15 protein-coding genes are annotated in these 16,416 nt (G+C 51.1%); 9 read left to right on the top strand and 6 right to left on the bottom strand.

What is annotated here, in order from left to right; genetic code table 11:
* The 7 genes from ftsQ to mutT all read left to right on the top strand — a co-directional run bounded on the left by ftsQ (window position 1) and on the right by mutT (window position 8,327).
* Window positions 1-843, top strand: coding sequence for a cell division protein FtsQ (gene ftsQ / locus PYW49_RS15725; RefSeq protein ID WP_025756756.1), 843 nt, complete (start codon window positions 1-3; stop codon window positions 841-843).
* Window positions 840-2,096, top strand: a complete 1,257-nt coding sequence (gene ftsA, locus PYW49_RS15720) for a cell division protein FtsA (protein ID WP_006173845.1) — start codon at window positions 840-842, stop codon at window positions 2,094-2,096. The genes ftsQ and ftsA overlap by 4 nt, the downstream gene beginning before the upstream one ends.
* Window positions 2,097-2,159: 63 nt before the next feature.
* Window positions 2,160-3,311, top strand: a complete 1,152-nt coding sequence (ftsZ, locus tag PYW49_RS15715) for a cell division protein FtsZ (protein ID WP_008501978.1) — start codon at window positions 2,160-2,162, stop codon at window positions 3,309-3,311.
* A gap of 101 nt (window positions 3,312-3,412) precedes the next feature.
* The gene (gene lpxC / locus PYW49_RS15710; RefSeq protein WP_061099229.1) at window positions 3,413-4,330 is read left to right on the top strand and encodes a UDP-3-O-acyl-N-acetylglucosamine deacetylase; all 918 of its coding nucleotides are present in this window, start codon (window positions 3,413-3,415) and stop codon (window positions 4,328-4,330) included.
* Window positions 4,331-4,608: 278 nt separating this feature from the next.
* Window positions 4,609-5,112, top strand: a complete 504-nt coding sequence (secM, locus tag PYW49_RS15705) for a secA translation cis-regulator SecM (RefSeq protein WP_166790953.1) — start codon at window positions 4,609-4,611, stop codon at window positions 5,110-5,112.
* Window positions 5,113-5,171: 59 nt separating this feature from the next.
* Window positions 5,172-7,877, top strand: coding sequence for a preprotein translocase subunit SecA (gene secA / locus PYW49_RS15700; RefSeq protein ID WP_320386920.1), 2,706 nt, complete (start codon window positions 5,172-5,174; stop codon window positions 7,875-7,877).
* A gap of 57 nt (window positions 7,878-7,934) precedes the next feature.
* On the top strand, window positions 7,935-8,327 hold the full coding sequence (mutT, locus tag PYW49_RS15695; RefSeq protein WP_320386919.1) for an 8-oxo-dGTP diphosphatase MutT: 393 nt from the start codon (window positions 7,935-7,937) through the stop codon (window positions 8,325-8,327).
* A 34-nt stretch (window positions 8,328-8,361) separates the two neighbouring features.
* Here mutT and yacG read toward each other — a convergent pair whose 3' ends face one another.
* The 3 genes from yacG to coaE are packed head-to-tail and all read right to left on the bottom strand — an operon-like array spanning window position 8,362 to window position 9,929.
* Window positions 8,362-8,556 carry a DNA gyrase inhibitor YacG gene (gene yacG, locus PYW49_RS15690; RefSeq protein WP_320386918.1) on the bottom strand — a complete coding sequence of 65 codons (195 nt, stop codon included), beginning with the start codon at window positions 8,554-8,556 and terminating at the stop codon, window positions 8,362-8,364.
* A 9-nt stretch (window positions 8,557-8,565) separates the two neighbouring features.
* Window positions 8,566-9,309 (bottom strand): cell division protein ZapD, encoded by a 744-nt coding sequence (gene zapD / locus PYW49_RS15685; RefSeq protein WP_134349656.1) that lies wholly within the window; start codon window positions 9,307-9,309, stop codon window positions 8,566-8,568.
* Entirely contained in the window at window positions 9,309-9,929 is a 621-nt protein-coding gene (gene coaE, locus PYW49_RS15680; protein WP_320386917.1) for a dephospho-CoA kinase, read from the bottom strand. Before coaE ends, zapD begins: the two co-directional genes overlap by 1 nt.
* 228 nt (window positions 9,930-10,157) lie before the next feature.
* On the opposite strand from coaE, the gene PYW49_RS15675 reads away from it, so the two are divergent.
* The gene (locus PYW49_RS15675; protein ID WP_320386916.1) at window positions 10,158-11,201 is read left to right on the top strand and encodes a GMP reductase; all 1,044 of its coding nucleotides are present in this window, start codon (window positions 10,158-10,160) and stop codon (window positions 11,199-11,201) included.
* A gap of 41 nt (window positions 11,202-11,242) precedes the next feature.
* On the opposite strand, the gene hofC is transcribed toward PYW49_RS15675, so the two are convergent.
* Genes hofC through ppdD form a run of 3 tightly spaced genes read right to left on the bottom strand, consistent with a single transcriptional unit; the run spans window position 11,243 to window position 14,211 of the window.
* The gene (gene hofC / locus PYW49_RS15670; RefSeq protein WP_320386915.1) at window positions 11,243-12,427 is read right to left on the bottom strand and encodes a protein transport protein HofC; all 1,185 of its coding nucleotides are present in this window, start codon (window positions 12,425-12,427) and stop codon (window positions 11,243-11,245) included.
* Window positions 12,417-13,799 (bottom strand): type II secretion system protein GspE, encoded by a 1,383-nt coding sequence (gene gspE, locus PYW49_RS15665; protein ID WP_320386914.1) that lies wholly within the window; start codon window positions 13,797-13,799, stop codon window positions 12,417-12,419. The genes hofC and gspE overlap by 11 nt, the downstream gene beginning before the upstream one ends.
* A gap of 10 nt (window positions 13,800-13,809) precedes the next feature.
* A complete protein-coding gene (ppdD, locus tag PYW49_RS15660) occupies window positions 13,810-14,211 on the bottom strand; it encodes a prepilin peptidase-dependent pilin (RefSeq protein ID WP_320386913.1) in 402 nt (133 codons plus the stop codon).
* Between the two features lie 44 nt (window positions 14,212-14,255).
* Here ppdD and PYW49_RS15655 point away from each other — a divergent pair, with 44 nt between their 5' ends.
* The gene (locus PYW49_RS15655; RefSeq protein ID WP_320386912.1) at window positions 14,256-15,908 is read left to right on the top strand and encodes a recombinase family protein; all 1,653 of its coding nucleotides are present in this window, start codon (window positions 14,256-14,258) and stop codon (window positions 15,906-15,908) included.
* Window positions 15,909-16,416 lie beyond the last annotated feature (508 nt).

Below are 16,416 nucleotides of genomic sequence, written 5' to 3'. Positions count from 1 at the left end.
ATGTCTCAGGCTGCATTGAACACGCGCAACCGCGATGACGAGGAAGAGTACGCTTCTTCGCGCCGGAGTAATGGAACGCGTCTTGCAGGCATTATTTTCCTGCTCGGGGTGCTGTGCACCGTGTTTATCAGCGGCTGGATGGTGCTGGGCTGGATGGAAGATGCGCAGCGGTTGCCACTTTCTAAGCTGGTTGTTACCGGTGAGCGCCACTACACGCGTAACGATGATATTCGCCAGTCAATTCTGGCGCTGGGATCGCCTGGCACCTTTATGACTCAGGACGTCAATATTATCCAGAGCCAGATTGAACGTCTGCCATGGATAAAACAGGCGAGTGTAAGAAAGCAATGGCCTGATGAATTGAAGATTCATCTGGTTGAATATGTGCCCATTGCGCGTTGGAATGATCAGCACATGGTTGACGTAGACGGAAATTCCTTCAGCGTCCCGGCCGATCGTGTCAACAAGCAAAATTTACCGATGTTGTATGGCCCTGAAGGCAGCGAAAATGAAGTATTACAGGGTTTTCGCGAAATGGGTCAGGTGCTGGCGAAGGACAGGTTTACGTTAAAAGATGCGGCAATGACGGCGCGCCGTTCCTGGCAGTTGACGTTAACGAACGGCATTAAGCTCAACCTGGGGCGCGGGGACACAATGAAGCGTCTGGCGCGTTTTGTAGAACTTTACCCGGTTTTACAGCAGCAGGCGCAGACGGACGGCAAACGGATAAGCTACGTTGATTTGCGCTATGACTCAGGCGCAGCAGTCGGTTGGGTACCGGCTCCGGTCGAGGAACCTAATCAGCAACAGAATCAGGCACAGGTACAGGCAGAACAACAATGATCAAGGCGACGGACAGAAAACTGGTAGTTGGACTGGAGATTGGCACCGCGAAGGTTGCCGCTTTAGTAGGGGAAGTTCTGCCCGACGGTATGGTCAATATCATTGGCGTAGGCAGTTGCCCGTCACGTGGTATGGATAAAGGTGGGGTAAACGATCTTGAATCGGTAGTGAAATGCGTCCAGCGCGCTATCGATCAGGCTGAATTGATGGCAGATTGCCAGATTTCTTCTGTCTATCTAGCCCTTTCTGGAAAGCATATTAGCTGCCAGAACGAAATCGGTATGGTGCCGATTTCCGAAGAAGAAGTGACGCAGGAAGACGTCGAAAACGTTGTGCATACGGCGAAGTCCGTGCGTGTCCGCGATGAGCATCGCGTGCTGCATGTGATCCCGCAGGAATATGCGATTGACTACCAGGAAGGGATTAAGAACCCGGTCGGTCTTTCCGGCGTACGTATGCAGGCAAAAGTGCACCTGATCACATGTCACAACGATATGGCGAAGAACATTGTAAAAGCCGTTGAACGTTGTGGCCTGAAAGTTGACCAACTTATTTTCGCCGGTCTGGCGGCAAGTTATTCCGTGCTGACCGAAGACGAACGTGAACTGGGTGTCTGTGTGGTCGATATTGGTGGTGGTACAATGGACATGGCCGTATATACCGGCGGTGCTCTGCGCCACACCAAAGTGATCCCTTATGCAGGGAACGTTGTGACCAGCGATATCGCTTACGCTTTTGGTACGCCACCGAGCGATGCAGAAGCGATTAAAGTGCGCCACGGCTGTGCGCTGGGCTCTATCGTCGGCAAAGATGAGAGCGTTGAAGTGCCAAGCGTCGGTGGTCGTCCACCGCGTAGCCTGCAGCGCCAGACGTTGGCAGAGGTGATTGAGCCTCGCTATACCGAGCTGCTCAACCTGGTCAACGAAGAGATTTTACAGTTACAGGAACAGCTTCGTCAGCAGGGTGTTAAACATCATCTTGCGGCGGGGATTGTATTAACCGGCGGTGCAGCGCAAATTGAAGGTCTTGCGGCCTGTGCACAGCGCGTGTTCCATACGCAAGTGCGTATTGGCGCGCCGCTGAATATCACCGGTTTAACGGATTATGCTCAGGAGCCGTATTATTCAACGGCTGTGGGCCTGCTCCACTACGGGAAGGAATCTCATCTCAGTGGTGAAGCAGAAGTGGAAAAACGCGTCTCAGTGGGGTCGTGGGTCAAACGACTGAACAACTGGTTGCGAAAAGAGTTTTAATTTTTTTAAGAGACCGGAGAGAATTAGCGGTCTCGGGCGACAGGCACAACGGAGAGAGAAATTATGTTTGAACCTATGGAACTGACCAACGACGCGGTGATTAAAGTCATCGGCGTCGGTGGCGGCGGCGGTAACGCCGTAGAGCATATGGTGCGTGAACGCATCGAAGGTGTTGAATTCTTTGCAGTTAACACCGATGCGCAGGCACTGCGTAAGACGGCTGTAGGCCAGACTATCCAGATCGGCGGTGGTATCACCAAAGGGCTGGGAGCCGGGGCTAACCCGGAAGTGGGTCGCAACGCGGCTGAAGAAGATCGTGAAGCGCTGCGCGCTGCGCTGGAAGGTGCGGACATGGTCTTCATCGCAGCAGGTATGGGTGGCGGTACGGGTACCGGCGCTGCACCTGTTGTGGCTGAAGTGGCTAAAGATTTAGGTATCCTGACCGTTGCTGTCGTGACCAAGCCTTTCAATTTTGAAGGCAAGAAGCGTATGGCCTTCGCGGAGCAGGGTATCACCGAGCTGTCCAAGCATGTGGACTCGCTGATTACCATCCCGAACGACAAGCTGTTGAAAGTTCTGGGTCGCGGTATCTCTCTGCTGGACGCGTTCGGTGCAGCAAACGACGTGCTGAAAGGCGCGGTGCAGGGTATCGCTGAACTGATTACCCGTCCTGGCCTGATGAACGTTGACTTTGCAGACGTTCGCACCGTGATGTCCGAAATGGGCTACGCGATGATGGGCTCTGGTGTGGCGAGCGGTGAAGACCGTGCAGAAGAAGCGGCTGAAATGGCTATCTCTTCTCCACTGCTGGAAGATATCGATCTGTCTGGTGCGCGCGGCGTGCTGGTCAACATTACCGCTGGCTTTGATCTGCGTCTGGATGAGTTCGAAACCGTGGGTAATACCATCCGTGCGTTCGCCTCTGACAACGCTACCGTGGTAATCGGTACTTCTCTTGACCCTGAAATGAACGACGAACTGCGTGTGACTGTTGTTGCGACCGGTATCGGCATGGACAAACGTCCTGAGATCACTCTGGTGACCAACAAACAGACTCAGCAACCGGTAATGGATCGTTACCAGCAGCACGGTATGTCTCCTCTGACTCAGGAGCAGAAACCGGCCGCGAAAGTGGTGAATGACCCAACGCCGCAAACGGCAAAAGAGCCAGATTATCTGGATATCCCGGCGTTCCTGCGTAAGCAAGCTGACTAAGAATTGGCTGGAATTTGGGGATTTGCGCTCTTTGTGCTAAACTGGCCCACCGTTAGTGATATACACTCTCGGTTGGATAGTTAATTTGGCGAGATTATACGATGATCAAACAAAGGACACTTAAACGTATCGTTCAGGCGACAGGTGTCGGTTTACATACCGGCAAGAAAGTCACACTGACGTTACGCCCTGCGCCGGCCAATACCGGGGTCATCTATCGTCGCACCGACTTGAATCCACCGGTAGATTTTCCGGCCGATGCCAAATCTGTGCGTGATACTATGCTCTGTACTTGTCTGGTGAACGAGCATGACGTGCGGATTTCTACCGTAGAGCACCTGAACGCCGCCCTGGCGGGTCTGGGTATCGACAACATTATTGTTGAAGTCGATGCGCCAGAAATCCCGATTATGGATGGCAGTGCTGCTCCGTTCGTTTATCTGTTGCTGGATGCCGGCATCGAAGAACTGAACTGTGCGAAGAAATTTGTTCGCATCAAAGAGACCGTTCGCGTCGAAGATGGCGACAAGTGGGCTGAATTCAAACCGTACAATGGTTTCTCGTTGGACTTTACCATCGACTTTAACCATCCGGCGATTGATGCAAGCACCCAACGCTATGCGATGAACTTCTCTGCTGATGCGTTTATGCGTCAGATTAGCCGAGCCCGTACATTTGGCTTCATGCGTGATATTGAATATCTGCAGTCCCGTGGTCTGTGCCTGGGCGGCAGCTTCGATTGTGCCATCGTTGTTGACGATTATCGCGTACTGAACGAAGACGGCCTCCGTTTCGAAGATGAATTCGTTCGTCACAAAATGCTGGACGCTATCGGCGACCTGTTCATGTGTGGTCACAACATCATTGGTGCATTTACCGCGTTCAAATCCGGTCATGCACTGAACAACAAACTGTTGCAGGCCGTCCTGGCAAAACAGGAAGCCTGGGAATATGTGACCTTCGAAGACGAAGCTGAACTGCCGCTGGCTTTCAAAGCGCCAACCATGGTTCTGGCGTAACGGTTCACTCCGTTTCGTAAAAAATCGACTGGTTAACCTGGTACTCTCTCCGACCAGGGAGACCAGTCGTTTTTATTTTTACCCTTCTTTGTTTGCCCCAGCGTTATCTCTTGTTTGTCTTGCACAGAAAATGTGTGCGTTAGCTGCATTCTTGACCGTTTTTCCCCGCGGCAACACTTCATTCCTGCTGATGTGTATTGGCTTTAGTGGTAATATCTGGGCGCTTAAAAGAATAACTGAATTCAGCCTGTACCAGGCTGGCTTATGTGGTGGAGCAAGTGAGCGGAATACTGACGCGCTGGCGACAATTTGGCAGACGTTACTTCTGGCCGCATCTCTTATTAGGGATGGTCGCGGCGAGTTTCGGCTTGCCTGCGCTCAGCAACAGTGCCGAAGCGGCAACACCGGCGAAGACCTCCACAACCAAACACGATCTCAACACGCGGGTTAACTTTACTAACCTCGCGTGGCTTGAAGCCAATCGCCGCCCGAATTTCTCCGTTGATTACTGGCACCAGCACGCTATCCGCACGGTTATTCGCCATCTGTCATTTGCGATGGCACCGCAGGCCATGCCTGTTGCGGAAGAGACGCTGCCGGTGCAGGCGCAGCATCTTGCCCTGCTGGACACGCTCAACGCGCTGCTCACGCAGGACAGTCAGCCGCCGGTCATGGTTCGCCAGACAGCGCAACGTGCGCTTGTTCCTCCTGCCTCATTCTCTGTTTCAACATGGATTAGCCAGGCTCACGGCATTCGTGCCGGGCCTCAACGCCTCAGCTAAATTAACTTTTTTCAATACCTTAATTTATCTGCCCACGATGGGGCGTTTGAGAATTTATTATGCTAATCAAATTATTAACCAAAGTTTTTGGTAGTCGTAACGATCGTACCCTGCGCCGTATGCGTAAAGCCGTCACCGTCATCAATGGTATGGAACCGGCGATGGAAAAGCTCTCTGATGACGAGCTGAAGGCCAAGACGGGCGAATTCCGTGCTCGCCTGGAAAAAGGTGAAACCCTAGAAAGCCTGATTCCTGAAGCATTCGCCGTAGTGCGTGAAGCGAGTAAGCGCGTATTTGGCATGCGTCACTTCGACGTTCAGCTGCTGGGTGGTATGGTGCTCAACGAGCGCTGCATCGCGGAAATGCGTACCGGTGAAGGTAAAACCCTGACTGCAACGCTGCCGGCATACCTGAACGCCCTGACCGGTAAAGGCGTTCACGTGGTTACCGTCAACGACTATCTGGCACAGCGTGACGCCGAAAACAACCGTCCACTGTTCGAATTCCTGGGGATGACCGTGGGCATCAACATGTCCGGTCTGCCTGCGCCAGCCAAACGTGACGCGTATAACGCGGATATCACCTACGGCACTAACAACGAATACGGCTTCGACTACCTGCGTGACAACATGGCGTTCAGCCCTGAAGAGCGTGTACAGCGTAAACTGCACTATGCGCTGGTGGATGAGGTGGACTCCATCCTGATCGATGAAGCACGTACTCCGCTGATTATCTCCGGCCCTGCTGAAGACAGCTCCGAGATGTACCGCAAAGTCGACAAAATCATTCCGCACCTGCTGCGCCAGGAGAAAGAAGACTCCGACACCTTCCAGGGTGAAGGTCACTTCTCCGTAGATGAAAAAGCGCGCCAGGTGAACCTGACTGAACGCGGTCTGGTTCAGATTGAAGAACTGCTGGTTGCTCAGGGCATCATGGAAGAGGGCGAGTCTCTGTACTCTCCGAGCAACATCATGCTGATGCACCACGTGACCGCTGCGCTGCGTGCTCATGCGCTGTTTACCCGTGATGTTGACTACATTGTGAAAGACGGCGAAGTGATCATCGTCGATGAACACACCGGCCGTACCATGCAGGGACGTCGCTGGTCTGATGGTCTGCACCAGGCGGTTGAAGCCAAAGAAGGCGTTGATATTCAAAACGAAAACCAGACGCTGGCGTCTATCACCTTCCAGAACTACTTCCGTCTGTACGAGAAGCTGGCGGGTATGACCGGTACGGCAGATACCGAAGCGTTTGAATTCAGCTCCATCTACAAGCTGGATACCGTGGTCGTTCCAACCAACCGTCCGATGATTCGTAAGGATATGCCGGACCTGGTGTATATGACCGAAGCGGAAAAAATTCAGGCGATCATCGAAGATATCCGCGAACGTACTGCGAACGGCCAGCCGGTGCTGGTGGGGACGATCTCCATCGAGAAATCCGAAGTGGTTTCTAACGAGCTGACCAAAGCGGGTATCAAACACAACGTTCTGAACGCCAAATTCCACGCCAAAGAAGCGGACATTGTTGCGCAGGCAGGTTATCCGGGTGCCGTGACCATCGCCACCAACATGGCGGGTCGTGGTACCGATATTATGCTGGGTGGTAGCTGGCAGGCCGAAGTGGCAGAGCTGGAAAACCCAACCCCGGAACAGATTGCACAGATCAAAGCGGACTGGCAGGTTCGTCACGATGCGGTACTGGCATCGGGCGGTCTGCACATCATTGGTACCGAGCGCCACGAATCTCGTCGTATTGATAACCAGCTGCGCGGTCGTGCGGGTCGTCAGGGTGATGCTGGTTCCTCCCGCTTCTACCTGTCGATGGAAGATGCGCTGATGCGTATTTTCGCCTCCGACCGTGTATCAGGCATGATGCGTAAGCTGGGGATGAAACCAGGCGAAGCCATTGAACACCCGTGGGTCACCAAAGCGATCGCTAACGCACAGCGTAAAGTGGAAAGCCGCAACTTTGATATTCGTAAGCAGCTGCTGGAATATGATGATGTGGCTAACGATCAGCGCCGCGCAATTTACACCCAGCGTAATGAACTGCTGGATGTGTCCGACGTAAGCGAAACCATCAACAGCATCCGCGAAGATGTGTTTAAAGCGACAATTGACGCGCATATTCCTCCTCAGTCTCTGGAAGAAATGTGGGATATCGAAGGTCTGCAGGAACGTCTGAAAAATGACTTCGACCTTGAGCTGCCAATCAAAGAGTGGCTGGATAAAGAGCCTGAGCTGCACGAAGAAACTCTGCGCGAACGTATCTTTGAAAACGCTCTTGAAGTTTATAAGCGTAAAGAAGAGGTCGTTGGCGCTGAGATGATGCGTCACTTCGAAAAAGGCGTGATGCTGCAGACGCTGGATTCCCTGTGGAAAGAGCACCTGGCGGCGATGGACTACCTGCGTCAGGGGATCCACCTGCGTGGCTATGCGCAGAAAGATCCGAAGCAGGAATACAAGCGTGAATCCTTCTCCATGTTTGCTGCTATGCTGGAGTCGCTGAAATATGAAGTGATCAGCACCCTGAGCAAAGTTCAGGTGCGTATGCCGGAAGAAGTGGAAGAGATGGAGCAGCAGCGTCGTGAAGAGGCTGAGCGTCTGGCGCAGATGCAACAGCTGAGCCACCAGACTGACGACATCGAAGCCGCAGCGGCGATCGCCGCACAGACCGGCGATCGTAAAGTAGGGCGTAACGATCCGTGCCCATGCGGTTCCGGTAAAAAATATAAGGCGTGCCACGGCCGTCTGAGCTAAGACGTTAACAAATCGAAAAGGCGCAGAAATCTGCGCCTTTTTTATGGACGTGACAATATGAAAATGCTGCAAATTGCCGTCGGGATTATTCGCAACCCGCAAAATCAAATCTTCATTACCCAGCGCGCCGCCGACGCCCATATGGCGAACAAATGGGAGTTTCCTGGCGGAAAGATCGAGTCAGGTGAAACGCCGGAAGAGGCGCTGGTTCGTGAACTTCAGGAAGAGGTAGGAATTACCCCGCTTGGTGCAACGCTATTTGATAAGCTCGAATACCAGTTTCCGGACAGGCACATCACGCTGTGGTTCTGGCTGGTGGAAAACTGGGAAGGCGAACCCTGGGGAAAAGAGGGACAACCGGGCAACTGGGTTGAACTTCAGGCAAGTGATGCCGAAAAATTCCCTCCGGCCAATGAGCCTGTGATCCTGAGATTAGTCGCACAACCGTAGGCCTGCTAAGCGAAGCGCCAGCAGGCTTTACAGATTACTGCTGGCTCTCACTCCAGTCATCGCTATCCGAGAGATCGCCTTCGCTTGGAATGCGTTTCTCTTCCGCCGCCCATTCGCCCAGGTCAATGAGCTGACAGCGTTTGCAGCAGAACGGGCGGAACGGGCTGATTTCGCCCCAGACAACGGTTTTGCCGCAGGTTGGGCAGTTTACGGTGGTGACATCAGACATCGGTACTCCTTAACAACAGGCCAGTTCAAAATCGAGACGTTCCGGCACGGTGCCATTTTCACTGTCCAGCGGCATAAAGCGAATCGCAAAGCGGCTCTTATGCCCTGAAATTTGTGGATAAAGCTGCTCGCCAAGGGACAGGTTCAGGCGCAGAAGATCGGCATCATCACCGTTGTCCTGGTAGAAACCGTTCAGGCTGGTTTGCTTGCGGAAAGGCGCTGAGTTACGGATCAGATCGAGGATCAGCGACAGCGTCTGGTGCATCGGCTCCAGGCTTGCCAGCCAGCTGTTCACCTGAGCATCACGCTGAGATTGCGGCATATGCAGCCACATATGGAGCGTTGGCAGATCAAAGCTGCAGCAGCCGCCGGGAATACTCAAGCGCTGGCGCACCAGGGCGATTAAGCGGTCTTCACGTAAAAACTGCCCAACGCGTGGCGCAGCCATCAGAATGCCGCTGCTGTTTTTCAACTGCTGGCGTAGGGAGTCGATACGGCTTTGGTCGACGCCAGGCACCTCTGTCCAGGCCTGTAATTTACGCTGTTGGCGCTCCAGCTCTTTCAGCAGCTCGGTGCGGACATCGCCACGTTCAATCACATCCAGCAAATCGCCTACGTTGCGGAAGAAATGCAGTGCAGCCGCATGATCGTTCACGGGCAGATGGTGCGAAAGCTGTTGAATGAGAAATTCTATGCGCAGCCAGGTACGCATTTTTTCATTGAGTGGATGCTCAAAAAGGATGTGTGTCGACATTATGGTTTTTCCTGTGCAACGGCCTGCGCGGCAAACGTGAGATACTGCGCGTGCAGACGGGCAACATCCGATGCAATGGCATCTGGTGCGCCGTTATTATCAATAACATCATCCGCAACGGCAAGACGCTGAGCGCGCGTGGCCTGTGCGGCAAGAATTTTTTCAGCATGTTCGCGTGAGACATGGTCGCGCGCCATGGTTCGCTGGATCTGCGTTTCGGGCGAAACATCAATCACCAGCACCCGATCGGCTTTACTCTGAAGCTGATTTTCTACCAACAACGGAACGACCCACAGAACATAGGGCGAGCGGGCAGCGTTAATCTGACGCTGAGTTTCCTGGTGAATAATGGGATGGAGCAGGGCATTAAGCCATACCTTTTCTGAAGAATCAGAAAAAATGCATTCGCGAAGCTGGCGGCGATCGAGCGTACCGTCCGGATTGATAATGGCCTGGCCAAAATGTGCTTTTATGGCCTTTAATGCGGGTGTATTGGGCTCTACCACCTGACGGGCAATGATATCGGCATCGATAATCGTGATGCCCAGACGAGCAAATGCGTCCGCAACGGTACTTTTTCCACTACCGATGCCGCCGGTTAATGCGACGATATACCCCATTAACTTAAATCCTGGGAATTATTCATTTTTAAAATCAGTTGCTTAAAATTCAAACATGCTACCGCAAATGTTTAGCTCTCTTTACCGGCTTTTTACCAGGTAAATTTATAGGATTGTAGCGTAAAAAAAGAGAATTTCGCAGTCTTGCAGAGCAGGTATTAGTGCGTATGATAACGTCACTGGAGTTGTGCTTTTAACATTTTTGCCTCTAACCCCAGGAATCCCCACATGCGTATCGAAGAAGATCTGAAGTTAGGTTTCAAAGACGTTCTTATCCGCCCTAAACGCTCTACACTGAAAAGTCGCTCAGACGTTGAACTCGAACGTCAATTTACCTTTAAGCATTCCGGTCAGACCTGGTCTGGCGTGCCGATCATCGCTGCCAACATGGATACTGTGGGAACCTTTGAGATGGCAACTTCCCTGGCACGGTTCGACATTCTCACTGCCGTGCACAAACATTACAGCCCTGAAGAGTGGAATGCGTTTGTTGTATCCGCATCTGCTGACGTGGTGAAGCATGTGATGGTCTCCACCGGTACCTCCGATGCGGACTTCGAGAAGACCAAACAGATCCTGAATGCTAACCCGGCTCTTAACTTCATTTGTATTGATGTGGCGAATGGTTACTCCGAGCACTTCGTGCAGTTTGTCAGCAAGGCGCGTGAGGCCTGGCCGACGAAAACCATCATCGCGGGCAACGTGGTGACCGGTGAAATGTGTGAAGAGCTGATCCTGTCCGGTGCAGATATCGTGAAAGTGGGCATTGGCCCGGGTTCCGTGTGCACCACGCGCGTCAAAACCGGTGTCGGTTATCCGCAGCTCTCCGCGGTTATTGAATGTGCCGATGCGGCGCACGGGCTGGGCGGTCAGATTATCAGCGACGGCGGTTGCACCATGCCGGGCGATGTCGCCAAGGCCTTCGGCGGCGGCGCGGACTTTGTGATGCTCGGTGGTATGCTGGCAGGTCACGAAGAGAGCGGTGGTACCGTGGTTGAAGAGAACGGTGAGAAATTTATGCTGTTCTACGGAATGAGCTCTGAGTCTGCGATGACCCGCCATGTCGGTGGTGTGGCAAAATATCGTGCGGCAGAAGGCAAAACCGTGAAACTGCCCCTGCGCGGCCCGGTTGAATACACCGCGCGCGATATCCTCGGCGGCCTGCGTTCAGCCTGTACCTACGTTGGGGCATCCCGCCTGAAAGAACTCACGAAACGCACGACGTTTATCCGTGTTCAGGAACAGGAAAACCGCGTATTCAATAGCCTGTAATGGCTTTCGCTGGCGCATGCCCGTGCGCCAGCCCTTCAGCACTATCCCGCGCTCATCGCATCCCCCAGATGGAAAATCGGCAGGTACATTGCCACTACCAGCGTGCCAATGATGACGCCTGTCACAATCAGAAGCATTGGCTCCAGAAGTGCCGCCAGGTTATCTGCCCTTTGAAATGTTTGTTCCGTGTGATGCCGGGCAAGGTTTGCCAGCATGACGTCCAGCGCACCTGACATTTCGCCGGTTCGTAAAAGCTGGATACACAGCGGGGTAAAGATGGTCGCTCTCTGAAAGGATGACCAGACGGGGAGTCCTTTTTCAATGTCCTCCCGAACGCTGCGGAGTATTCCCTGCCAGTACTGACTTTCAACGGTCTCTTCTGCGCTCTCCAGGCCCTGTAAAAAGGCGATACCCGCCTGCTGCGTAAGCGACAGCACGGTAAAAATTTGCCCCAGTTTTTGGCCTTTTGCCAGCGCCCCCATCACTGGCGTATGCAGCAGGATGCGCTGCCAGCGAGGGTTTTGCCGCAGAGCCCAGGCGGCAATGAAGGGCAGCAATAACATGGCGAACAGCACGAGGGCATATGACTGCATAAATGCCGCCATCCCCATGACCTTTTGTGTCAGCCACGGGAGCGGGGCGTTAAACGTTTTGTAGATCGCGGCAAACTCGGGCAAGACCAGGGTAACCATCGCCAGCACGACGAGTATTGCAAGCGTCAGAACGATCGCCGGGTAGCGCAGCGCTTTTTTCACTTTCGCACTGAGCTGCTGCTGTGCTTTTTGTTGCTGAGCAAGCTGGCGACAGCACTCCTCCAGCTTTCCGGTCAGCTCACCGGTCTTCACCATCGAGACATGCAGTGGGCTAAAAACCGCTGGCCACTTTTTTAGCGACTCAGAAAAGGGACATCCTTCACTGAGCTCATCGGCAATGCTTTGCAGCAGCGCCTGCCATGGTTTTAGCGGATGCTGGTCTGCCAGCATTTGCAGGCTGTGGGATAATGTCAGCCCAGCCTGCAGAAGCGTGGCAAGCTGGCGAAACATCTCATAGCAGTGATGTGGCCGCCAGCGGTGTCGCTGCGCGCTTCGGGTCAGCGTCAGAGGGTGAGGGTCGTTACGCATCAACCTGACGAAGGCCGCATTGCGGTCTGTAGCCCAGAGTGTCCCGCTTCGGGGTTCTCCTTCTTTGGTGAGCGCTCGCCAGCGCCAGAGCTGATTAGCTGCCATCGGGCATGCCCAGGACGCGAAGCAACTCTTCAATCGTAGTCAGCCCTTGTTCAACGGCCATGCAGCCGTGCTCAAACAGAGAAACCATACCCGCCTGCCGGGCGCTCGCCTCTATCACTTCTGTTCCCGCCCCGCTGGCAATGGCCTGCCGCAAAGTATTGTCGATCGTGAGCACTTCAAAAATGGCCACCCGGCCATAAAAACCGTGATAACAACGATCGCAGCCGGTGGGTTGCCAGCGGGGGAGCGGCCTGCGCCATACTGAGCGAGGTAACTGAGCGTGCTCGCTGGCTTCCCGGCGACAGTGTGGACACAGACGCCGGACCAGCCGCTGGGCAATCACCATCGAGAGTGCGGAAGATATCATCCAACGTGCTACGCCCATCTGCTCCAGGCGCGTCAGGGCTTCCGTTGTCGAGTTGGTGTGCAGCGTCGATAACACCAGATGCCCGGTCTGTGCGGCATTAATAGCAATCCCGGCTGTTTCACCGTCACGAATTTCGCCGACCATAATGATGTCAGGATCCTGGCGCAGCAGCGCCCTTAGCACGCTCTGGAATGTTAAACCCGCCCGGGGGTTAATCTGCGTCTGGTTTAATCCCGCAAGGGGGATTTCAATTGGATCCTCCACGCTGCAAATGTTGACCTCAGGAGTGTTACGCGCCTGCAGCGCGCTGTAGAGCGTCACGGTTTTACCGCTGCCGGTAGGGCCGGTGACCAGAATCAGCCCCTGCGGCTGGTGGAGCACTTCATTAAAACAGGCCAGTTGTTCAGCGCTCATTCCGAGCGCTTTCGGTTCAAGAGCCTGCTGAACCTGATGCAGAAGACGCAGCACAATTTTCTCGCCGCCGCTGCAGGGAAGCGTGGCAATCCGAAAGGAGACCGGCTCGTTGGCCAGCTCAATCGTAAACTGACCGTCCTGGGGTAAGCGGCGTTCTGCAATATCCAGGTTACCCAGCACCTTTAAGCGTGCGCTGAACTGGCTTGCCAGTAAGGCGGAAAGGGGAGGCTGCGGGCAGAGCACGCCGTCGATACGTAAACGGATCTGGCACGCATGTTCCATCGGTTCGATATGAATGTCGGATGCGCGCTGGTTTATTGCCTGCTGCAGCGTGTGGTTGAGCATATCCACCGTCGAGTGTGTTTGCGAAACAACGGGCAGATGCGATTGCGACATGAGCTGCCGGTGTTTTTCCATGCGTTCAGCGCTCCAGCATTCGATATCAATCCGTTTCTGAGTCGCGAAACGCAGGGCCTCCATGAGTTCAGTCGCGGGGTTTCCCACGACGGCGATGCTTATCATGTCACTGTCGCTGGTGAGCAGCAGAGCATGATGGCGCAGACAAAGTGCCATAAGCCGATCGGTATTCATTAGCCGCTCCTCAGTTATTGTCGAAGCGGAAAACGTCTTCGCAGGCCTGTTTGAGCTCGCCGTCGCTACTGATATTGCAGCTACGTTTCCAGCCCGTCATCCCGTTGCCGCTGCTCCATTGTGGTGTCATAACCACCTCCAGCCCGTTAAGACTCTCCTGGCCCGTTAATGACACGACGCCCTGGGTCACGCTCATTCCCGAGATATAACGCGTTGTCGTCGGAGAGGGGATGCCGTTACTGCCGCCGTCACAGCTTGTCACGCCGCCGTGATCCAGCGCGCAAAGCTCAATAGCCGTACGATACGGCACGAACGTTTGCAGCATATCGGTCAGCGCCGCTTTGCGCAGGTAGTTCTGATAGGCGGGTACGCCGATGGCGCTCAGAATCGCAATAATGCCAATGACCACCATTATGCGTGTTATTATATAGTAAAAAATTTGAAGGATTTTACATCATGGGTATCAAAACAGCCTTCTGCTATTGCCGTGTAAGTTCAGGACGCCAAAAGACTGAGAAAGGTGGATTTGGTATGAGTCGTCAGCAAGCCTTGCTAACGACTTATGTCGAAGAATATGAGGACAAGGATGGTTTAGGGTACGAATTAAATGTTGACAATATAGTATTCTTAAAAGCTGAAGGAGTTAGTGGTTTTAGTGGGAAAAATATTGAAAAAGGATCCGTACTTCATTCCTTTATAGCTGATTATAAAAGCGGAAAGATCAAAAATGCTGTATTGATTATTGAAAATATAGATCGGTTTTCAAGAGCAAATCCCAATGAAGCAGCTGAACTCTTTTTAGGTTTGATTAATAAAGGGTGTGATGTACATGAAATTGATACAGAGACAGTACATCATAGATGTAGTGACTTAAATCAAATATCAGCAGGATTAACTCGTAGCCATAAAGAATCACTCAGAAAGCAAAAGCTTTCAATTAAAAATTGGGATGAACGTTTTGAAAAAACAGTAAAAAAACATGTTCCTTTAACAGGTCGTTGCCCAGGTTGGTTAAAAGTTGAAAATGACCTATACCAAGAAATACCAGAAAGAGTTGCACCAATTCGTCTCATTTTTGAATGGTATAATAATGGTTATGGTCAGGCATATATCCGAGATAGACTTAATAGTGAAGGATACAAATACAATGGAAAAACCTGGAGTAATTGGAGCGTACATAGAGTACTAAAAGATGAGAGAGTCACAGGTAAACATAGAACTCAATCAATACTACGCAATAATTTTGATGGGATTATGATGTATCCTGCTATTATTACTGAGCTTCAATTCAAAAGAGCTGAGCAGAGATTAACAAAGCCAGGTCGTGATAAAAAAATAAACCGTAGAGCTAATACGCTATTTTCAGGGTTGTTAATTTGCGGATTATGCAAGGCAGGCCATATTTTAATTAATAATGAAAATGGAAATCGCTTTGGTCGATGTTCTCATGCTATCGCGGGGAACAAACGATGTGTTGCTAACGGGTTCAAGTTTAATGTCGTTGAGAATACACTAATAAAGTATTTGAGGCATTTAGATTTTGGCAGTCTTAACAATTCATCTCATGCGGTAGAACTTGAAAATTTGAGCAGTGAATTAATTCATTACTCTAACTATTTGGCAAATGTCCAAAGAACAGTAGACTCTGTGGATATTCCAAGTGAAACTGATTATAAGGTACTAAAAAATCTTGAGGCAAAAGTTAGGGAATTACAAGGTAAAATTGATGATATAAAAGCATTAGAGAATGTTAGTGTTAGTTATGAAGAGATAGTAAAAAAAATTAATAATGAGTTGATGGATGTTAGTAATATTGAGGTTAGGCAAGATTTTAACATAAAAATAAGAAAGATCATTAGAGAGATTCAAATACTGAAAATACAGAAAAACATTGTTTTAGTATCGGTGTCATTTTATGTTAGCAATGATGTACAATGGATAACCATTAGTCTTAAAGAAGGGCTTTTATTAAGTAATACATATGTAGAAAACAAAATTTTAGTAGTTACACTTGGCAATGAAATAATGACATACGATATTGAAAGTAAACAGTATTATTTAAATTCTAAACCGATTAGTAATGAAGATGCGTATGCATTATTTGATTGACTTAGTTAGGAATGCACCGTGGTTTTTTTTGAGCGTAGTTGAAGTATCTTTTAGATTGGAATAATTTTTACTCAGTAAAAAAAAAGGCTCATTTTTTTTACTGTTGAATGGAACCTTAATTTTGTTATTGAAGAAGTAATAGTCCACATATGATTATTATTACAAACCTAAAGGCGGGTTCTTTAGTGAAGCTTGTCTTATAATATGGCTTTTTAAGCATCAAAAACTAATGATTTAGATTTGTTTTTTCTAACCTATAAATATCGGTAGATATTTATAGGGAGAGAAGAAAAAAATGAAATGAATTTAAATTATGTCCTATACTATATGTATAGTTAAAATCCTGTTGGTGTACCCGTTAGTCGTGGAGTAATGATAAGAGCCTCATTATCCTTGGTATAATAAATTAAAACCTGATCCTATCGACAAGTAGATGGCAGATGAGTTGTTCAACAGAACGCAGTGCAAATGAAACCCGTGCAAATTTCCCGAGCGTAAATTCCAGACA

The organism is Enterobacter chinensis, from assembly GCF_034008295.1.
Classification (GTDB): domain Bacteria; phylum Pseudomonadota; class Gammaproteobacteria; order Enterobacterales; family Enterobacteriaceae; genus Enterobacter; species Enterobacter chinensis.
This window is presented reverse-complemented; position numbering and strand designations above follow the sequence as displayed.

Excerpts from the sequence above, each read along its gene's own strand:
- ppdD (WP_320386913.1), bottom strand. The coding sequence starts at position 14,211 with ATGGTGGTCATTGGCATTATTGCGATTCTGAGCGCCATCGGCGTACCC.
- lpxC (WP_061099229.1), top strand. The coding sequence starts at position 3,413 with ATGATCAAACAAAGGACACTTAAACGTATCGTTCAGGCGACAGGTGTC.
- ftsZ (WP_008501978.1), top strand. The coding sequence starts at position 2,160 with ATGTTTGAACCTATGGAACTGACCAACGACGCGGTGATTAAAGTCATC.
- secA (WP_320386920.1), top strand. The coding sequence starts at position 5,172 with ATGCTAATCAAATTATTAACCAAAGTTTTTGGTAGTCGTAACGATCGT.
- PYW49_RS15655 (WP_320386912.1), top strand. The coding sequence starts at position 14,256 with ATGGGTATCAAAACAGCCTTCTGCTATTGCCGTGTAAGTTCAGGACGC.
- ftsA (WP_006173845.1), top strand. The coding sequence starts at position 840 with ATGATCAAGGCGACGGACAGAAAACTGGTAGTTGGACTGGAGATTGGC.
- PYW49_RS15675 (WP_320386916.1), top strand. The coding sequence starts at position 10,158 with ATGCGTATCGAAGAAGATCTGAAGTTAGGTTTCAAAGACGTTCTTATC.
- zapD (WP_134349656.1), bottom strand. The coding sequence starts at position 9,309 with ATGTCGACACACATCCTTTTTGAGCATCCACTCAATGAAAAAATGCGT.
- coaE (WP_320386917.1), bottom strand. The coding sequence starts at position 9,929 with ATGGGGTATATCGTCGCATTAACCGGCGGCATCGGTAGTGGAAAAAGT.
- yacG (WP_320386918.1), bottom strand. The coding sequence starts at position 8,556 with ATGTCTGATGTCACCACCGTAAACTGCCCAACCTGCGGCAAAACCGTT.
- mutT (WP_320386919.1), top strand. The coding sequence starts at position 7,935 with ATGAAAATGCTGCAAATTGCCGTCGGGATTATTCGCAACCCGCAAAAT.
- gspE (WP_320386914.1), bottom strand. The coding sequence starts at position 13,799 with ATGAATACCGATCGGCTTATGGCACTTTGTCTGCGCCATCATGCTCTG.
- hofC (WP_320386915.1), bottom strand. The coding sequence starts at position 12,427 with ATGGCAGCTAATCAGCTCTGGCGCTGGCGAGCGCTCACCAAAGAAGGA.
- ftsQ (WP_025756756.1), top strand. The coding sequence starts at position 1 with ATGTCTCAGGCTGCATTGAACACGCGCAACCGCGATGACGAGGAAGAG.